The organism is Fodinicola feengrottensis, assembly GCF_010993775.1.
In the GTDB taxonomy this organism is placed as follows: domain Bacteria; phylum Actinomycetota; class Actinomycetes; order Mycobacteriales; family HKI-0501; genus Fodinicola; species Fodinicola feengrottensis.
In genome coordinates, this window is record NZ_WOTO01000020.1 from 42,340 (window position 1) to 59,103 (window position 16,764).

A 16,764-nucleotide genomic window follows, 5' to 3' on the forward strand; every position below is an offset into this window, starting at 1 on the left:
TACCGGGGAATTTAGTCGTAGATTCCTTCGGCTTGCCAACTGCCGTTTTCCAGCGAGAGTAGGAAAGCCGCGCAGTTCAGGGTGTGGTGGCCGGGCCGGGTGTCGGCCAGCACGATCTGGAAACGGGCCCGGCGAATCGCCGCGGACGGGTCCCACCAGCGCTCGTCGACCGGCCACGGGCCGGCCCAGGCCAGCACGCCGCGGGGCGGCCGGTCCCCGATCGCGACCCAGTGCGGCGCGGCGCGGCGCTGAGCTGGTGCCGGCCGGTCAGCGTGACCAGCGCACCGTCCACGTCCCTTACCACCGCCGGCAGCGGGCCGGCCGGCAGCAAGCTCGGGGACGGCGCCGGCAGCCGGCCCGGCCAGGGCGGCTCGGCCGGCAGCGCCGGGGTCCGGTCGTCCCGCCAGGGCACCAACCGGACCCGCTCGGCCGGGCCGCGGCCACCGCCGAGCACCGGAGTGAGCACCGCTTCCTGTCCCAGCATGCCCTGGACGTGCGTCAACGCGCGGTGTGCGCGCTCGTCTCGCTCGCCGACATCGCCCCACAGGCCCGCCTGCAGGCCGGTGTGTTCCACCAGCTCGGCCGGCACCAGCCGGAGCAGGGTGATGCCCGCGGTCGGTACGTCGACCGCGCCGCCGCGGGCCACGCTGGTCAGCCAGCCGTCCAGCTGCCAGCGCACCCGGTCGGCCACGTCAGCCGTGCGCAGCACGCCGTCATGCCGCCACCACGTACGGGACAGCTGCTCGCCGTTTCCGGTCTGTGCCTCGATAGTCAGCCGCGTACAAGCCATCCCGTGGGCGGACAGCACTTGATGAAACCGGTCTGCGAGCGTACGAGCCATGAAGGCCGCGGTGTCCACCCGGTCGATGGGATCCTCTGGCTCCAGCGTGACCACCAAGTCCGCCGGCACCCCGCGGGCGGCCGGTGGGTACGGGTCGATGCCGGCCGCGATCCGATGCATCCGTGCCCCCTCCGCGCCGAATCGGGAGGCCACGTCCCGGGCCGAGATGGCGACGAACCCACCCAAGGTGCGCAGTCCCAGCCGGCGGAACAGCTGCACGTGCTCGTCGAGGCTGTCCACCACCTGCTGGCCGCGGTTCTTGCCGACCTTCCTGGCGGGGCCCGCGTCCCAGCCCACCGCCAACTCACCAATGTCCAGCGGGGCAAGGAAATCCGCCGCCTGGCCGGCCGGCACGACCAGCCCGCGGCGAGCCGCGAGAGTGGCCGCGCGAACAGCCCGTCGGACACTCCCGCCTGCGCTTCCACCCCAGTCTCGACGGCGACCTGCTCGACCAGTTTTTCTGGGCCGCCGCCTCGTCTCCGCCGTAGTAACCGGACGGTCCGCGGGCGGCCACCGAAACCAGCCCGGGACGCACCACCTCGACGCCCGGCGCGAGCTCCTCGACGGCTCGTACGACCGGCTCGAACTCGCGGGCGTCCCGGTCCTGGTCGGCGTTGAGCACGGCCAGCTCGGGGCAGCGCGCCTGGGCTTCCCGGCGGCGCAGGCCACGACGCACACCGTCGGCCCGGGCCGACGCGGAACAAGCGATCACCCGGTGCCCGACCAGCACCGCGGCCGGTTGGTGAGTGGGGATGCCCTCGGCCGCCATCGCCGCGATCACCGGCCAGTCCGGGCACCACAGCACCACCATACGGACCGACATCTCTCCTGCCCTTTCCTTTGTTTACACGACATTTGGCAGCGGGTCGGCCCGCAGCTTGGAACCGAGGTCGACCTTGGTCAGCCCGGACCGGGCCCCGACCACCCGGGGCGTGTCGTACCAGCCCGGCCTTGCGGTGTCGCTCTTGCGCTCCGGCGCCAGGCCGCCGCCGCGAGCCGGCAGCAGGACCCGCGCGCTGCGCGTCTGGGCGGCCGCCGACCGACCACTGGCCCTTACCACCACTTCCCGCTCGACCAGCCGGCCGTTTCCGCTGCCCAGCCCGTGCCACCGGACCGTCTCGCAGGTCAGCTGCACCTGCGCGCCCGGCCAGTCGCGGGCGGTCAGCAGCACCACCCGGCGGGATCGGGCCCGGGCCGACAGGCGGCGGACATACGCCGGGGTGAGCCGGCAGTCCGGCCCCACCAGAACCACTTCACAGCCGTCCATAAGTGCGGCGATGACAGCCGGCGCGTCATCGCCGGGCCGAGGCACCAGCGCCAGCCTTTGTACGGCCGTACCCAGCTCCGCGGCGGCCAGCACCCCCAGCGTCGGCATCCCGACCACCGCGCACCACGCGCCGGCCTGGGTGGCCTCGGCGACCAGCGCCACCATCAGCGCCGTCCCGCTGGTCACCGACACCGTCCAGCCGCGTCGAAGGCCCCCGCCGGGGAGCAGCCCCGCGAGCGAGGCCGGCACCGGCAACACGTCGTCGGTGAGCCCGGCCAGCTCCGGTGGCCCGGGTTCGGGCGCAGCGGTGTCGACCGCGGCCGCGGTGGCCAGCGCGCTGGCCACCGTGACCCCCGTACGCAGTCGATCCGCCGCCGAGAATCCGAGCGTGGCCGCCAGTTTTCCGCGCCGTTTCGGCGTTTTTGGTGGCGGCCACCGGTGCCCGCATGTCAGCCAGCGAGGAACATCTGGTGCGTCGAGCCGAGCAGGGTGCTCACCACCGCCAGAAAACGCTCGGCGTCGCGAAGCAGGTCGTCGGCCTCCCGGGTGCTCACCACCCGCTGGATGCCGGCCTCGGCGGCGGCTCGTTTCGCCGCCCCCGCAGCGCGAAAAACGCGGCCCACTCGGACAGCTCCGGCGCCACCGCCGAAAGCAGCGTCCACACCGTCGCCGGGCGGCCGCGGTGCTTGCGTGGATCCGGTCGCGCCTTCGCCGCCAGCACCGCGCCGCGGCCGCCCGCAGCGCGGCCAGGTGCGCGGTCGCGTACCGCAGGCCCGGCGCGGTGGTCTCGGCCGCTTCCACCAGGCCGCGCCGGGACAGCGCGAGCAGCGCGGCTGCGGAGCGTTGTGGCAGCAGGCCGCTGGGGATCAACGCTGGCTCGCGGTGTGGCCGCAGGCCGTGCGAACGCCCGTTCCCGTTTCCGGAAGTGCTGCCAGTAGGCGGCGGGAGGGTGGTCATCGCTGCTCCTGAGGGTTGTACGGCTCGACTGTCCAGCTGCCGTCCCACCAGTTGAACCGCAGCGTGAACTCCCGCGCCGCGGACAGCTGGACCGGCACCGCCCGAGCCCTCCACTGTTCGATATGACCGAGCTCGCCGGTCGACTGCACGTGCTCCAGCACCTCGCTGACCAGGTAGAGCTGCCCCTGGAACTCGAACTGTTCGGGTGTGTCCTGAGAGTCCGGCTGGTCATGACGCATGGCAGTAACGGTGTAAGACACCGTCCCTCCCTCCCTCACTTCGGCACGGCAAGCTGACGGGCGCGCAAGTCGCGACACCCGCTCCGGTCAGCTGCGGAGGAAGGCACAGCACTTCGACCGCCGGCCCCACAGGCGCTTCCCCACGCCCGCAGCTCCAGCGATCTGTTCGAACGAATGTTCGAACACTGATTACAGTAAACCCTGGGTACGACAGAACGTCAACGGCGCCCGCGTACCCGACTCATCACGGCCCTGACCAGCGGTTTCCTCACGCTCACAAGGGGCTGTCCGTGGCCACTGAGCCCACTGGTCCCGGTGTGACTCCTGAGGCTTCCCGTACGCCCCTCAACGGCCCGCCACTTGCGCCCAGCCCGGGTCCCCGGCGGCGGCGTCTTGATCGTCGAGTGCGGCACAAAATCCCGCCGACGTCGAGTGCGGGACATTGTGCTGCACTCGATGAGCGCGCGGAGCGGGCGAAGTCAGTCCTGGATGAGGCGGCGGAGGATCTTGACGAAGGCGGCCTTCTGGTTCTCGGACAGGTCACGCAGGGCCGGGTGGTCCACCAGATAGGCGGCGTTGAGCTTCGCCTGCAGTTCCTCGCCAGCGGCGGTGAGCTGGACGCCCTTCACCCGCCGGTCGTCGCCACCCTGGCGGGTGATCAGGCCACGGCTTTCCAGCCGGGAGATCACCACCGAGACGTTGGACGGGTTCGCGTGCATCCGCTCGGCGACCACTCTCATCGGGACCTGCTGTCCCGGCCGCAGGCTGCTCAGCGCCTTCGACTCCGGTCCGGACAGCCCGAAACTCGCGGTGCACCGGCCGAAATGCTCCCAGATGCGGCCGGTCAGCACAGTGGCGAGATCCACGATCTCGGCGTCGGACGGTCCCACTCCCCCAGCCTACCGGAGAAAGCCGCCACTGACTTCCAGGTTGGTCCTCTGTAATAATAGTGGTGCAACATAACTATTATCTTTCATGAGGAGCTCTTGTGAAAATTGGCCTGGCAATTGGCGATTTCACCTGGCCATCCGGACCGTCCCAACTCGGCCCGGAGCTCGCGGCGGTGGCGCGAGCCGCCGACACCTCGGGGTACGACTCACTGTGGGTGATGGACCACTTCTTCCAGATCCGGATGCTCGGGCCGGTCGAGAACGAGATGCTGGAGGGCTACACCACCCTCGCGTTCCTGGCCGGCATCACCTCCCGCGTCCAGCTTGGTACGCAGGTCACCGGCGTGCACTACCGGCATCCAGGGGTGGTGCTGCTCAAAATCGTCACCACCCTGGACGTGCTGTCCGGCGGCCGGGCGGCGCTGGGCATCGGCGCCGGCTGGAACGAGGGCGAGAGCCGCGCCCTGGGCGTACCTTTCCCCACCACCTCAGAGCGGTTCGAACAGCTGGAGGAAACCCTGCAGATCGCCCACCAGATGTGGAAGGGCGACGAATCTCCGTACGAGGGCAAGCACTTCCACCTTGACCGGCCCCTGAACTCGCCACAGAGCCTGCAGCGGCCCCATCCGCCGATCCTGGTCGGCGGTGGCGGGGAGAAGAAGACGTTACGGCTGGTCGCACAGTACGCCGACGCCTGCAACATCTTCCCCGGCCCCGACATGACCCACAAACTCGACGTGCTCCGCGCGCATTGCGACGCTGTCGGGCGGGATTACGACGAGATCCAGAAAACAACGGCGTACTGGGAACCCATCGAGTTCACCGACCAAGGCATTGAGCAGGTGGCCGAGAAACTCGCCGACTACGCGAAACTCGGCATTCAGGCCGTGCACATGTCCATCCGGGAAAGTCACCGCGCGGACCTCGTCCAGCAACTGGGTGAGCGTCTCATCCCGGCGGTCGCCGACTTCTAACCCACTCCGCCACATTCCTGGCGTTCGAGCGCCAAAAATGCGGCATTGCTCGCGACCGGAGATCGCGTTGACACCACTCAAGGGGTCGCTTACGGTGGCGGAAATCGTTTTCTTTCGTACGCGACCAAGGGTGTCCATGTCGATTAGGCGAGAAATGCCACGAAAGGCCGGTTGGCTGCTCGCGGTGGTGGGTCTGGTCGCGACCGCGTTGAGCGCGCTGCCAGCGCAGGCGGCCACCGCCCCCACCACCGCGACGCTGGTGGCGAAGCTGACCGGTCCCGGGTCGATCAACCAGACCGACACGAAATACCAGTTCAAGGCGACCGACCTGGGCATCAGCTGGGAGAACAACACCGGCCAGATCCTCACCGCCTTCGGCGACAGCTATGGCCCTGGGTGGATCGGCCCTGGCGCCGGCGTCGGCGATCCGGCCACCCTGGACTGGCGCTGCAACGCGCTGGCGCACAGCACCGACCACCACCTTGCCGACGGCATGACCTTCACCGACATGGTCACCGATCGGCCGGGCCACGCGAAACAACTGCTCCCCTGCCGCAAAGACAGCAACGACGCGGGCGGCGAGGTGACCGTCATCCCCACCGCCGGGGTGAGCGTCGGGAACCGGAATTACATCTCCTACATGTCCGTACGCCACTGGGGCGCCGCCGGCGCGTGGGAAACCAACTACGCCGGCGTCGCGTATTCCGATGACAACGGCCAAAACTGGACCCAGCCGACCACCGCCCACTGGCCGAACAACTCGGCCGCCACTGACCCGTTCCAGATGAACGCGTACGTGCACCGCGACGGCTTCGTCTACATGTTCGGTACGCCCAGCGGCCGCCTCGGCGACGTCCATCTGGCCCGGGTGCCGGAAAACAGCGCGCTGACACCGGCCGCGTACCAATATTGGACCGGCATCGCCTGGAAAACCGGCGCCGACACCCAGGCCGTACCAGTGGTGACCGGCCCAGCCGGCGAGCTTTCGGTGCAATACAATCAATACACCCACAAATGGCTGATGATGTATCTGATCGACTCGCGCGGTCTGATCGTGCTGCGCGAGGCGCCCAGCCCGACCGGGCCATGGAGCGGCGCGCGTACGGTGGTGTCCTCAGTGGACTATCCAGCGCTTTACGGCGGATTCATGCATCCCTGGTCGTCCGGCCCCGACCTGTATTTCACGATGTCGCAGTGGAATCCGTACAACGTCTTTCTCATGCACACCACGCTCACCCAGGACGGGCGGCCGGCGAACCTGGTCACCGACCCCGGCTTTGAGGGCCAGAGCGCCAACAGTGCGGCCGTGCCGTGGATCAGCGGCGGCAAAGCCGGGGTCGACCGCAGCGCCGGATTTGCCCATTCCGGCGCCAACAACGGCTGGGTGCGCAACGACTCGGGCTGGAACAACCTCTATCAAACCGTTTCGGTCATGCCGAACACCACTTACCAACTGACGGGCTGGGTGCGTACGTCCGCGAACAACACCGCCGGCTATTTCGGCGCGCGCACGACCGGTGGAACCGTTGTCAGCGAACAGAAATTCGGCAACCTGGCTGGTTACAGCCAACTCAAGGTCACGGTGAATTCCGGCCAGCAGTCGCAGCTGCAGCTTTACACCGGCCTCTGGGCGAACAACGGCGACACCTGGCTGCAGGTCGACGACATTTCCCTCACCCCCACCTCCTGCCCGCCCCACCACCAGTAATCGGTGCATGACCGTAGAGTGCCAGTTATGCCGCTCTACTCGTTTGAAGGTGTCACGCCGAAAGTGCACGAGGACGCTTGGATCGCCCCGAACGCGACGCTGGTCGGGGACGTGACGGTCGAGGCCGGGGCCTCGGTCTGGTACGGCGCGGTGTTGCGCGCCGACTTCACCGCGATCGTCGTCAAAGCCGGCGCCAACGTGCAGGACAACTCGGTGATCCACTGCGGCTACGACCCGGTGACCGAGATCGGTACGGGCGCGACGATCGGTCACATGTGCGTCGTACACGGCTGCACGATCGGCGCCGAGGCCCTGATCGGCAACAACGCGACCGTGCAGGACGGCGCGAGAATCGGCGATCGGGCGCTGGTCGCGGCGCGGCGCGGCGCGCTGGTGCCGCCGAACACGGTCGTCGAGCCGGGCACGATGTTCCTCGGGCCGGTCGGCCAGCAACGCGGACCACTGTCCAGTGGCGCTGCGCGATGGGTCGACAACAACGCCGAGATCTATCAGGAGTTGGCCCGCCGCCACAAAAAATAGCGCCCGACCCGTCTAAAAGCCCTCGGCGAAGCCCCAGTGTTCGACGATCTGGCCGTCCCGTACCCGGATCATGTCGATGCCGCGGAACTCGAACCGCTCACCCGTCGGCGGCCGGCCGAACAGCTCGCCGGTGTGCGTTCCACGCATGGTGCAGCGGTTCGCCGCCCATTCCCCGTCCACCACGGTGTGCTCCACGGTGATCTCCAGATCGGGACAGCCGGCCATCATCCCCGCCCACTTGCGCCGCCAGTCGTCCCGGGTGACCCGCCTGCCCTGGTCGAGCGACTCGTCAGCGACGTAGCGCAGGCGTCCTCCCAGCGACCGTCGCGACGGCTCTCCGCGAGCACCTGGTGTACGTCTCCAGGTCCCATCAGACACCTCCACCAAACGGGGCCATCCCCGTTTCTCTTGCAACAGGCTATCTGGGGTCTTCCCCATTTGCCAACCAGTGTGGCCTGATGACACCAAAAATCCAGAAGAAATCTTCCAGAACTAATCTTCTGCATGTATGCTGACCGCCATGAGGCCGAAGCGACAGATCACCGACCCCGAGGTCCTGAAGGGGCTCACCCAGCCGTTGCGCCGCAAGCTCTATCGCCTGCTTGGTCAGCTCGGCCCGGCGACCGCGGGCGCCCTGGCCAAGCACACCGAGACCGATCCGGGCCTGGTCAGCTACCACCTCCGGGAACTCGCGCGGCACGGTTTCATCACCGAGGCGCCGGAGTTGGCGCGCGACCGGCGCGAGCGCTGGTGGCGGCTCGTACCCGGGTCGACGAGCTGGGACACCCTCGACTTCCAAGGCCCCGAGGGTGCCGCGATCGCGGCCACCGCGAAGGCCCAGATGGTCGCCGACGAGTTCGAGCGGCTGAGCAAGTGGGAGCAGGTACGGCACGCCTGGACGCACGAGTGGTCCCGGGCGTCGGTCGCCAGCGACAGCCAGTTCCGGCTCACCGCCGCCGAGCTGACCCAGCTGAGCGCCGAACTGCTGACCGTCCTGGACCGGTGGGCCGACGTGGGCAAACATCCGGACGGTACGCCACTGGCCGCTGACGACGACCGCGAAGCCGTCTTCCTGTTTTTCCACGCCTTCCCGGAAAAGCCATGACCACGACACTGACCAGACCGGCCTACCGCGAATCGCCGTACGTCCGCTACGTCGTCAGCCAGTCGGTGTCCGTGCTGGGCGACCAGGTCTGGTACGTCGCACTCTCCTGGGCCGCGGTCCAGCAGTCGACACCCGCGGTGGCCGGCGTGATCGTCTCCGTCTCCGCGCTCCCCCGGCTGCTGTTGATGCTGTTCGGCGGCCCGCTGGTCGACAGGTACGGCCCGCGCCGGCTGATGATTGGCAGCGACCTGCTGCGGGTCGTGGTCAGTGTGGCCGCCGCCGGCGTCGCGCTCTGGCAGCCGACCATCGCGTTGTTGGTGGTCGTGGCGCTCGTCTTCGGTGCGGTGGACGCGGTTTTTTCCTGCCGGCCGCCGGCTCGATGCAGCCGCGGCTGCTGCGTACCGACCAGCTCTCGTCTGGCGCCGCCCTGCGCGAGCTCACTCAGCGAGCCGCGCTGACGCTCGGCGCGCCGCTGGGCGGGATCCTGGTCGCGGTCGGCGGGTTGCCGCTGGCAAGCTGCGTCAACGCGGTGACTTTCGCGGTGTCCGCGCTGGCCATCGCGTCGGTACGACCGCGTACGGACGCGGCGACCGGCACTCCCGAGCGCTACCTCATCGCGTTGCGAGCCGGCTTCGGCTACCTCGCGAGACATCGGGTCCTGCGGACCAGTATGGCCGTCGGCTTCATCGGCAACCTCGGTTTTCGGGCCGATGAACGTCGGTCTCGCGCTGCTTTCCAGCGACCGTGGCTGGGGCTCGGCCGGCATCGGCTACCTGCTGGCCGGTTTTGGGATCGGTGCGGCGGCATCCGCGACGCTGCTGCTGAAAGTGCGGATCCGCGACCGGATCGGGCTGTGGATCGCACTGGCGGCGGCCGGCGAAGCGGCCGGAATCACGGCGATGGCGCTCGCGCCGAACCTCGCCGCGGCCATCGCGGCGAGCGCTCTCACCGGCCTGTCAAGCGGAGTTTTCGGCGTACTCGGAGCCTCGCTCAACCAGGCCCTCACCGAGGACCGGTTCCGCGGTCGGGTGGGCAGCGTCAACGCGCTCGCGAGCATGGGCGTCACGCCGCTGGTCATGGTCGTCACCGGCATCGCGGTCAGCGCGTACGGCCTGGTCCCCACCTTCGCCGGTGGTGGCGCCATCGAACTGCTGGCCGCCGCCATCTGCCTGTCCGTACGGGACCTCCGCCGCGCCACCCCTGAGGTGACGCTCGCACGGTCCGGCCTGTGGGATTAGGGCATCCTAAGCAAGCGGGGGAGAACACAGTTATCTCCGTGACCGAGGAAGTTGTGGCATCCTTGGTGACATGCCGTCGCCAGGAGAATTCCTGACAGTGCGCCTGCACATTGACCTGCAGCGCGTGCGTAGCGCCGCGTGTCCGGCGTAAGGACGATTGGCTTTCCCCTGCGATAAACCTGGCGCTTTCGCGCGCGCCCGTCGGCCGTCGCCGACCTCTGAGACTCGCACGCCTTCACAACAAAGGGACATCCATGGCCCGCACCACCCGAGGCCAGGGCCAGTGGGCACTGGGCTACCGGGAACCACTGAACCCGAATGAGCGGAGCAAGCGGGACAACGACCCGCTGACCGTCCGGGAACGGATCGAGAAGATCTACGCCCCCGGCGGCTTCGACTCGATTGACCCGGCCGACCTGCGCGGACGTTTTCGCTGGTACGGCCTCTACACGCAACGCGCGGCGGCATTCCGGGCGGCAAGACCGCGCTGCTGGAGCCCGAGGAGCTGGACGCGCGCTACTTCATGCTGCGCGTACGCACCGACGGCGGCTCGATGACCAGCGAACAGCTGCGGGTCATCGCCGGCATCTCGACCGAGTTCGGCCGGGACACCGCGGACGTGACCGACCGGCAGAACGTCCAGCTGCACTGGATCGAGATCGAGAGCATGCCGGAGATCTGGCGGCGACTCGAAGCGGTGGGCCTGTCGACCACTGAGGCCTGCGGCGACTCGCCGCGGGTGATCCTGGGCTGCCCCCTCGCCGGGGTGCTGCACGACGAGGTCCTCGACGCCTCCGACGCCGTACGCGATGTGGTCGAGCGCTATATCGGCGACCCGCAGTTCTCGAACCTGCCGCGCAAGTTCAAGACGTCTATCTCCGGCTGCTCCGAGCAGTGCACCAACCACGAGATCAACGACGTGGCGTTTGTCGGCGTGCACAACGAGGACGGCGAGGCCGGCTATGACGTGTGGGTCGGCGGCGGGCTGTCCACCAACCCGCACTTCGCCCAGCGGCTCGGCACGTTCGTACGCCCCGACCAGGTCACCGAGGTCTGGGCCGGCGTGATCAGCGTCTTCCGGGACTACGGCTACCGCCGGTCGCGGAACCACGCGCGGCTCAAGTTCCTGGTCGCGGACTGGGGCACGGAGAAGTTCCGGGAAGTCCTGGAAAAGGAATATCTGGGCTACGCACTGCCCGACGGCCCGCTGCCGGACATGCCAGCCAGCCCGCAGCGCGACCACGTCGGTGTCAACAAACAAAGCGACGGCCGGTACGCGATCGGTTTTGCACCGAGCGCCGGCCGGGTGTCTGGCACGATCCTGACCAAGGTCGCCGAGCTCGCCGACACGTACGGCAAAGGCCGGATTCGGTCCACCGCCCAGCAAAAACTGGTCATTCTCGACGTCACCGACGTGGACGGGCTGACCCGCGAGCTGGCCGAGCTGGACCTACAGGTCAAGCCGAGCGTGTTCCGGCGCGGCACGATGGCGTGCACCGGCATCGAGTTCTGCAAGCTCGCGATCGTCGAGACCAAGCAGCGCGCGCAGCAGCTCTATGGCGAGCTGGAGCGCCGGCTGCCGGAGTTCGATACCCCGGTGACGATCAACGTCAACGGCTGCCCGAACTCCTGCGCCCGGTTCCAGACCGCGGACATCGGCTTCAAGGGTTCGATGGTCCGCAACGAACGCAACGAATCCGTCGAAGGCTTCCAGGTCCACCTGGGCGGCCAGCTCGGCGCCGACCCGCAGTTCGGCCGCAAGTTCCGCGGCCTGAAGGTGACCGCTGACGAGCTGCCGGACTACTGCGAGCGGATCCTGCGCGGCTACCTGGACCGCCGCGAAGACGGCGAGACCTTCGCGAAATATGTCGTACGCGCCGACGAGGAGTGGCTCGCGTGAGCGAGCGCGCAACGCCGTTCTACTGCCCGTACTGCGGGGACGAAGACATCCGACCCGCCGGCCGAGCACCTTCACACCTACCGCTGCGACGCCTGCCTGCGTACGTGGGAGCTGAAGTTCGTCGGCACCAACCGGCGACCGGCCACCGCGACGCGGTCGATCGAGGAGACCCGATGACCCTCACTTTACCGAGGCAACGCACTAGCTCTGAGCTGCAAGAACTCGCCCTCGATGCCGGCCGCGACCTGGACGGCGCGCTCCCTCACGACGTGCTGCGCTGGGCCTGGGCGGCCTTCGGCAAGAAGTTCTGCGTGACCTCTTCGATGGGCGACGCGGTGCTGGCGACCCTCGCCTCCGACGTACTCCCCTCCGCCGTCGACGTGATCTTCCTGGACACCGGCTACCACTTCCCACAGACCCTGCAGACCCGCGACCGGGTCGCTCGTACGCTCAACGTCAACGTCGTGTCCGTACGCCCGGAACTGACCGTCGCACAACAGAACGTGGAGTTCGGGCAGAGTCTCTACGCCCGTGACCCCGACCCCGACGCGTGCTGCGCGATGCGCAAGGTCGCGCCGCTGAACAGCGCGCTGCAGCCGTACCTGGCCTGGGGCGCCGGTCTGCGCCGCGACGAGTCGCCGAGTCGGTCACTCGCGCCGGTCGTCGGCTGGGACGCCAAGCGCGGCAAGGTAAAAGTCAACCCGCTGGCCTGCTGGACGGCGGACGACGTGTCCGCGTACATCGCCGAACGAGACGTGATCGTCAACCCGCTCGCGTACCAGGGCTTCCCCTCGATCGGCTGCGCGCCCTGCACCAAGGCCGTCCTGCCCGGCCACACAACACGCCCGCGCCGGCCGCTGGGCCGGCCGCGACAAAACCGAATGCGGCCTGCACGTCTGAGAGCCCGGAATGCCCGATTGTCACGTCCGCTGAGATTGACCTGCTCAACGCCCTCCGTCGCGGCCGATATGCGCCCGATATGCAGACCCTGTATCTGTTTTATCGCCACGAAACCGATGCTGTGGATCACCTAGTGGAGCCAGTTCCGCACTGGTTGTGCGGGGACCGGCACAACAGATGGAGGATCCCGAATGCATCGCAGCCTCACCGGTCCGGCACGGGTGGTCGTCATCGGCGCGCTGGCCGCGGGCGCCGTCGCGGCCGCGCTCGCGATGGCCACGCCGGCCATGGCGAACGTCCCGATCGCCAGCCCGCCGGTCGCGCAGGCGCCGGCCGGCGAGCCGTACCCGATCGCGGCGGTCGCGCAGGTGCCGGACATGACACCGGTGCCGACCCCAGCGCGCACCTTGGCTCCGGCCATCGACCCAGTCCCGATTCCGCCGAAGTAGCGGTCACCGGTTATCCGCTTTGGCGGGTCGTCGCGATGCGTGCGTCTGGCGCACGCATCGCGTCGACTAACGGTCAGGGAGTGGTGTTGTCGCCGGTGGCGGGTGGGGCTGGCAGGGTCACGAACTGGTAGCCCTTGGACTTGAGCACCGGCAGCACGGCCTTCAGCGCGTCGTACGTCTGCGAGCGGTCGCCGCCGCCGTCGTGGCAGAGAATGATGTCGCCCGGCTTGGCCTTCAGCATCCGGAGCCGGATCAGCTCGGTGCCGGGCCTGGACCAGTCCTTCGGGTCGATTTCCCAGTCGATCGCGGCCATGCCGTTGGCGGCCGCCTGCTTGAAGACCTCGGCGGACCAGGCACCACCCGGCGACCGGAACAGATGCGGGGTGAAACCGGTGGCATCCACGATCGACGCCTGCGCGTCGTTGATCTCCTTGTGGATGGTCGCCGCGTTCAGCTTCGGCAGCGAAAGCGGGTGCGAGTACGTGTGGTTAGCCAGGTGATGACCCTCGCTCACGACACTCTTGGCGAGCGCCTTGTGACCCTTGTCCTGCACCCCGATGTGACAGAAGGTCGCCTTGATGTCGAGCTTCTCCAGCAGTGCGAGGACTTTCGGCGTCCAGGCCGGGGTCGGACCGTCGTCGATCGTCAGCGCGATCGCGTTCGACGGGAAGGGCTGCGCGCCGGGCACGAACTCGACGTATTCGTGCAGCGTGTGAATGGCCTTTTTCTGCTGCTTGAGCGCGCTGGCCGCGGCCGGGGTGGGCGACGGGCTCGCCGATGGTGACGGCGACGGGGGGTGCCGCGGTCGGTCCGGCCGGAGCGCCCGTACTCCCGCTCGCGGTCGGCTTGTCGGGCCCGCAGGCGGCGAGCCCGAGAGTGACCGCACCGGCCGCTCCCAATCGCATTATGTCCCGACGAGAAAGCTTATGTCCGTTATCTCCGTACGATCCTTTTGAAGCCACGGTGACTGACACTACCGCTGCTTCCACAGCTCTTTCACAGCACGCCACAGAGGCAAATTTCATAGCATTGACAGGCAACCAAACGACCAGGATACGTTGATCAGCGTGCTGTTAACGTCCCTTTACCGCGACCACACCCTCGACCGGCCGGAAGCGGTCCGGGTCGGCGACGACCCGTTGTCAGCCGGTGACCTGGTGGCCGCGGCGGCCGCGGTCGCGGACCGGATCGCCGGCGCGGCCGCGATCGCGGTGGACGCCACCGCCAGCCTGCACACCGTCGTCGCGGTGGTCGGCGCGCTTGCCGCCGGCGTGCCGGTGGTGCCGGTGCCGCCGGATTCCGGCCACGCCGCGCGCGCGCGCACATCCTGCGGGACTCCGGCGCGACCGCCGTGCTGGCGGCTCCGGGGCGTACGAGCACAGACCACACTGGGGACGACGCCATCGCGGCCATCCCGATCGACCTCGCGGCCCGCTCGGCCAGCGGTTTTCCGGCACCGGCGCAGGACGACACCGCTTTGATCCTTTACACCAGCGGCACCACGGGCGTGCCGAAAGGTGTGCTCATCCCCTATCGCGCGCTCGCGGCCGGGCTGGATGCGCTGGCCGACGCGTGGGCGTGGACGCCGGACGACGTGCTCGTCCACGGCCTGCCGCTCTTCCACGTGCACGGCTTGGTGCTCGGGGTGCTCGGCGCGCTGCGGGTCGGCAGCCGGCTGGTGCATACCGTACGACCGAAGCCGCAGGCTTATGGGCGGCGGCCGGCGGCAGCCTTTACTTCGGCGTACCAACGGTCTGGTCCCGGGTGTGCGCGGACGAGCCGTCGGCTCGGGCGCTGTCCGGCGCCCGGCTGCTGGTGTCCGGCAGCGCACCACTGCCGGTGCCGGTCTTCGAACGCCTCACCGCGCTGGCCGGCCAGCCGCCGGTGGAACGGTACGGGATGACCGAAACACTGATCACGGTCAGCACTCGCGCCGACGGCGAGCGGCGGCCCGGGTATGTCGGGCTGCCGGTGCACGGCGTCCAGACCCGCCTGGTCGACGACACCGGCGCGCCGCTGGCCGCCGACGGCGAGACTGTCGGTGGGCTGCAGGTGCGCGGCACCCAACTGTTCGCCGGCTATCTCGGCCGGCCGGACGCAACCGCCGAGTCGTACGCGGCCGACGACTGGTTCCGGACCGGTGACGTGGCCACCGTCGGACCGGACGGGTGGCACCGCATCGTCGGCCGGGCGTCCACCGACCTGATCAAGACTGGCGGCTACCGGGTCGGCGCCGGCGAGGTGGAGAACGCGTTGCTGGCCCATCCGGCGGTCGCCGAGGCCGCGGTGATCGGCGCGCCACATGACGATCTGGGCGAGGAAATCGTCGCGTACGTGGTGACCCGCGAACCTGTCACCGAAAAGGTGTTGATTGATTTCGTCGCCGGCCACCTGTCCGTACACAAGCGGCCACGGCGGGTGCACCTGCTGAATTCGTTGCCCCGCAACGCAATGGGCAAGGTGCAGAAGAAGTTGCTCTAGTAGTCTGTCTGCGGTGTCGACTTGTTCGGACTGGTGAATGCGGCCTTAACCGGTCATGTTGTTCGACCGACCAAGGAATCGTCCAGACAGGCCGCCAAAATCCGCCGGCAACGGTAAATGGCCTGCTCGCGTGCGGTGGTCCGATCGTACGACCGGACCGCCGGCACTTTGGGGCCTACCGTGCGGTAAAAGTAGTTTGAGGTAAAACCCTGCCGACCGCGCAATGGTCGTAACGTGATCGACTTGACCACGGCATCCGGAGGATGTGGCGGCCAAGCGGGGGCAATCGTGTCCAAGGCGACCGGGACGAAGAACCGGTCAACGGCGGCAAAGGAGCCACCATGCGCAGGACCCTGCGCGACCTTCTCGTGATTGAGCGAATTCTCCGGGACCGGGACAGCGTCTGGCGACAGATTCACGAAGAGCGTGATCTGCGGCTGTTAATCGGCCAACTGCTGGCGAGTACGGTGATCGCGCTGGCTTGCTATGGCGGCGTCCTGGGCGCCTCCAGCTCAATGGCTCAGGCGGTCTCGTCGGCACTGAAGCTGCCGGTGCTGTTCCTGGTGACCCTCGCCATCTGCCTGCCCACGCTTTACCTCTTCAACCTCGTTTTCGGCGCCCGGCTTTCGCTTCTCCAGACGCTGTCCTTGGTGCTGCTCGCCATCACCGTCACTTCGGTGCTGTCGCTGACATTCGCGCCGGTCAGCCTGTTCTTCCTGGTGACCGCGCCACAGTACGCTTTCTTCAAGCTGCTCAACGTGTGCGTGCTGACGCTGACGGCGCTGGTCGGCCTGCGTTTTCTGGTCGCCGGCATGACTGCCCTGAACCGGTTGAGCCGGCCGCCATCGGTGACCCCACCGGCGCCGCCGCAACTCCCGCAGGTGCCGATGCCGGCGCTGTCCGTACGGGCGATGGTGGGCGTCGACGACGAGGCGTGGATCGCGGTGCCGGCGCCAGCCCAGGAGCCTTGGCCGCCGCGCCTGGCCGATACCGGCGTCGACCGCGTCCAGCCGCACCAGCCGCCGGCGAGCCGCCCGATGTCCGTACGAACACAGGAAAAACTGGCCAGCCCAGCGCTGCTTTATTTGTGGATCCTGCTTTTCGGCTTTGTCGGCACCCAGCTGGGCTGGGCTCTGCGGCCGTTTTTCGGCAGCCCGGAGCTACCTTTCCAGCTCCTGCGCGCGGTCGGCGGCACCTTCTACGCCGACATCGTCCAGACCATCAGGCAGCTGTTCTGATCGCGCCCTCTTACACTGCGGATAAACGTGGAAGGGG

General features: G+C 68.4%; 16 protein-coding genes and 3 pseudogenes. 11 read left to right on the forward strand and 8 right to left on the reverse strand.

The window, feature by feature from the left end; genetic code table 11:
- Positions 1–11: 11 nt before the first annotated feature.
- From GNX96_RS53250 to GNX96_RS19570, 5 genes and pseudogenes are all read right to left on the reverse strand, one after another.
- Positions 12–1,664: pseudogene (locus GNX96_RS53250) on the reverse strand (DNA polymerase Y family protein).
- Between the two features lie 21 nt (positions 1,665–1,685).
- On the reverse strand, positions 1,686–2,453 hold the full coding sequence (locus GNX96_RS64105; RefSeq protein WP_390624066.1) for a hypothetical protein: 768 nt from the start codon (positions 2,451–2,453) through the stop codon (positions 1,686–1,688).
- A gap of 205 nt (positions 2,454–2,658) precedes the next feature.
- Positions 2,659–2,829, reverse strand: a complete 171-nt coding sequence (locus GNX96_RS64115; RefSeq protein WP_390624068.1) for an SAV_6107 family HEPN domain-containing protein — start codon at positions 2,827–2,829, stop codon at positions 2,659–2,661.
- Between the two features lie 232 nt (positions 2,830–3,061).
- Positions 3,062–3,325: a hypothetical protein gene (locus GNX96_RS19565; RefSeq protein WP_163569201.1), complete on the reverse strand. Its 264-nt coding sequence runs from the start codon at positions 3,323–3,325 to the stop codon at positions 3,062–3,064.
- Between the two features lie 458 nt (positions 3,326–3,783).
- Positions 3,784–4,194 (reverse strand): MarR family winged helix-turn-helix transcriptional regulator, encoded by a 411-nt coding sequence (locus GNX96_RS19570; RefSeq protein WP_163569202.1) that lies wholly within the window; start codon positions 4,192–4,194, stop codon positions 3,784–3,786.
- A 98-nt stretch (positions 4,195–4,292) separates the two neighbouring features.
- Here GNX96_RS19570 and GNX96_RS19575 point away from each other — a divergent pair, with 98 nt between their 5' ends.
- The 3 genes from GNX96_RS19575 to GNX96_RS19585 all read left to right on the forward strand — a co-directional run bounded on the left by GNX96_RS19575 (position 4,293) and on the right by GNX96_RS19585 (position 7,416).
- Positions 4,293–5,168, forward strand: a complete 876-nt coding sequence (locus tag GNX96_RS19575) for an LLM class F420-dependent oxidoreductase (protein ID WP_163569203.1) — start codon at positions 4,293–4,295, stop codon at positions 5,166–5,168.
- 154 nt (positions 5,169–5,322) lie between these two features.
- The gene (locus tag GNX96_RS19580; protein ID WP_279580851.1) at positions 5,323–6,876 is read left to right on the forward strand and encodes a DUF4185 domain-containing protein; all 1,554 of its coding nucleotides are present in this window, start codon (positions 5,323–5,325) and stop codon (positions 6,874–6,876) included.
- A gap of 27 nt (positions 6,877–6,903) precedes the next feature.
- Positions 6,904–7,416, forward strand: a complete 513-nt coding sequence (locus GNX96_RS19585) for a gamma carbonic anhydrase family protein (protein WP_163569204.1) — start codon at positions 6,904–6,906, stop codon at positions 7,414–7,416.
- A gap of 12 nt (positions 7,417–7,428) precedes the next feature.
- On the opposite strand, the gene GNX96_RS19590 is transcribed toward GNX96_RS19585, so the two are convergent.
- Positions 7,429–7,794, reverse strand: coding sequence for an ester cyclase (locus tag GNX96_RS19590; protein WP_279580852.1), 366 nt, complete (start codon positions 7,792–7,794; stop codon positions 7,429–7,431).
- A gap of 142 nt (positions 7,795–7,936) precedes the next feature.
- Between GNX96_RS19590 and GNX96_RS19595 the strand changes: the two genes are divergently transcribed.
- Positions 7,937–8,521 carry a helix-turn-helix domain-containing protein gene (locus GNX96_RS19595; protein WP_163569206.1) on the forward strand — a complete coding sequence of 195 codons (585 nt, stop codon included), beginning with the start codon at positions 7,937–7,939 and terminating at the stop codon, positions 8,519–8,521.
- On the forward strand, positions 8,518–8,979 hold the full coding sequence (locus tag GNX96_RS19600; RefSeq protein ID WP_163569207.1) for an MFS transporter: 462 nt from the start codon (positions 8,518–8,520) through the stop codon (positions 8,977–8,979). Before GNX96_RS19595 ends, GNX96_RS19600 begins: the two co-directional genes overlap by 4 nt.
- Here the strand turns inward: GNX96_RS19600 and GNX96_RS53260 are convergent.
- Entirely contained in the window at positions 8,963–9,118 is a 156-nt protein-coding gene (locus GNX96_RS53260) for a hypothetical protein (RefSeq protein WP_279580853.1), read from the reverse strand. The two genes, GNX96_RS19600 and GNX96_RS53260, sit on opposite strands and share 17 nt — an antisense overlap.
- Before the next feature lie 113 nt (positions 9,119–9,231).
- On the opposite strand from GNX96_RS53260, the gene GNX96_RS53265 reads away from it, so the two are divergent.
- The 4 genes and pseudogenes from GNX96_RS53265 to GNX96_RS19620 all read left to right on the forward strand — a co-directional run bounded on the left by GNX96_RS53265 (position 9,232) and on the right by GNX96_RS19620 (position 13,008).
- Positions 9,232–9,759 carry an MFS transporter gene (locus GNX96_RS53265; protein WP_279580854.1) on the forward strand — a complete coding sequence of 176 codons (528 nt, stop codon included), beginning with the start codon at positions 9,232–9,234 and terminating at the stop codon, positions 9,757–9,759.
- Between the two features lie 254 nt (positions 9,760–10,013).
- Positions 10,014–11,659 (forward strand): annotated as a pseudogene (locus GNX96_RS19610) (nitrite/sulfite reductase).
- A gap of 173 nt (positions 11,660–11,832) precedes the next feature.
- Positions 11,833–12,693: a phosphoadenylyl-sulfate reductase gene (locus tag GNX96_RS19615; RefSeq protein ID WP_313885708.1), complete on the forward strand. Its 861-nt coding sequence runs from the start codon at positions 11,833–11,835 to the stop codon at positions 12,691–12,693.
- A 57-nt stretch (positions 12,694–12,750) separates the two neighbouring features.
- The gene (locus tag GNX96_RS19620; protein WP_163569209.1) at positions 12,751–13,008 is read left to right on the forward strand and encodes a hypothetical protein; all 258 of its coding nucleotides are present in this window, start codon (positions 12,751–12,753) and stop codon (positions 13,006–13,008) included.
- 73 nt (positions 13,009–13,081) lie between these two features.
- Here the strand turns inward: GNX96_RS19620 and GNX96_RS19625 are convergent, their stop codons facing one another.
- Positions 13,082–13,894, reverse strand: coding sequence for a polysaccharide deacetylase family protein (locus GNX96_RS19625; protein ID WP_163569210.1), 813 nt, complete (start codon positions 13,892–13,894; stop codon positions 13,082–13,084).
- A gap of 181 nt (positions 13,895–14,075) precedes the next feature.
- Between GNX96_RS19625 and GNX96_RS19630 the strand changes: the two are divergent.
- Positions 14,076–15,489, forward strand: a pseudogene (locus GNX96_RS19630) (acyl-CoA synthetase).
- Positions 15,490–15,830: 341 nt separating this feature from the next.
- Positions 15,831–16,727 carry a hypothetical protein gene (locus GNX96_RS19635; protein WP_163569211.1) on the forward strand — a complete coding sequence of 299 codons (897 nt, stop codon included), beginning with the start codon at positions 15,831–15,833 and terminating at the stop codon, positions 16,725–16,727.
- The last annotated feature ends 37 nt before the right edge of the window (positions 16,728–16,764 follow it).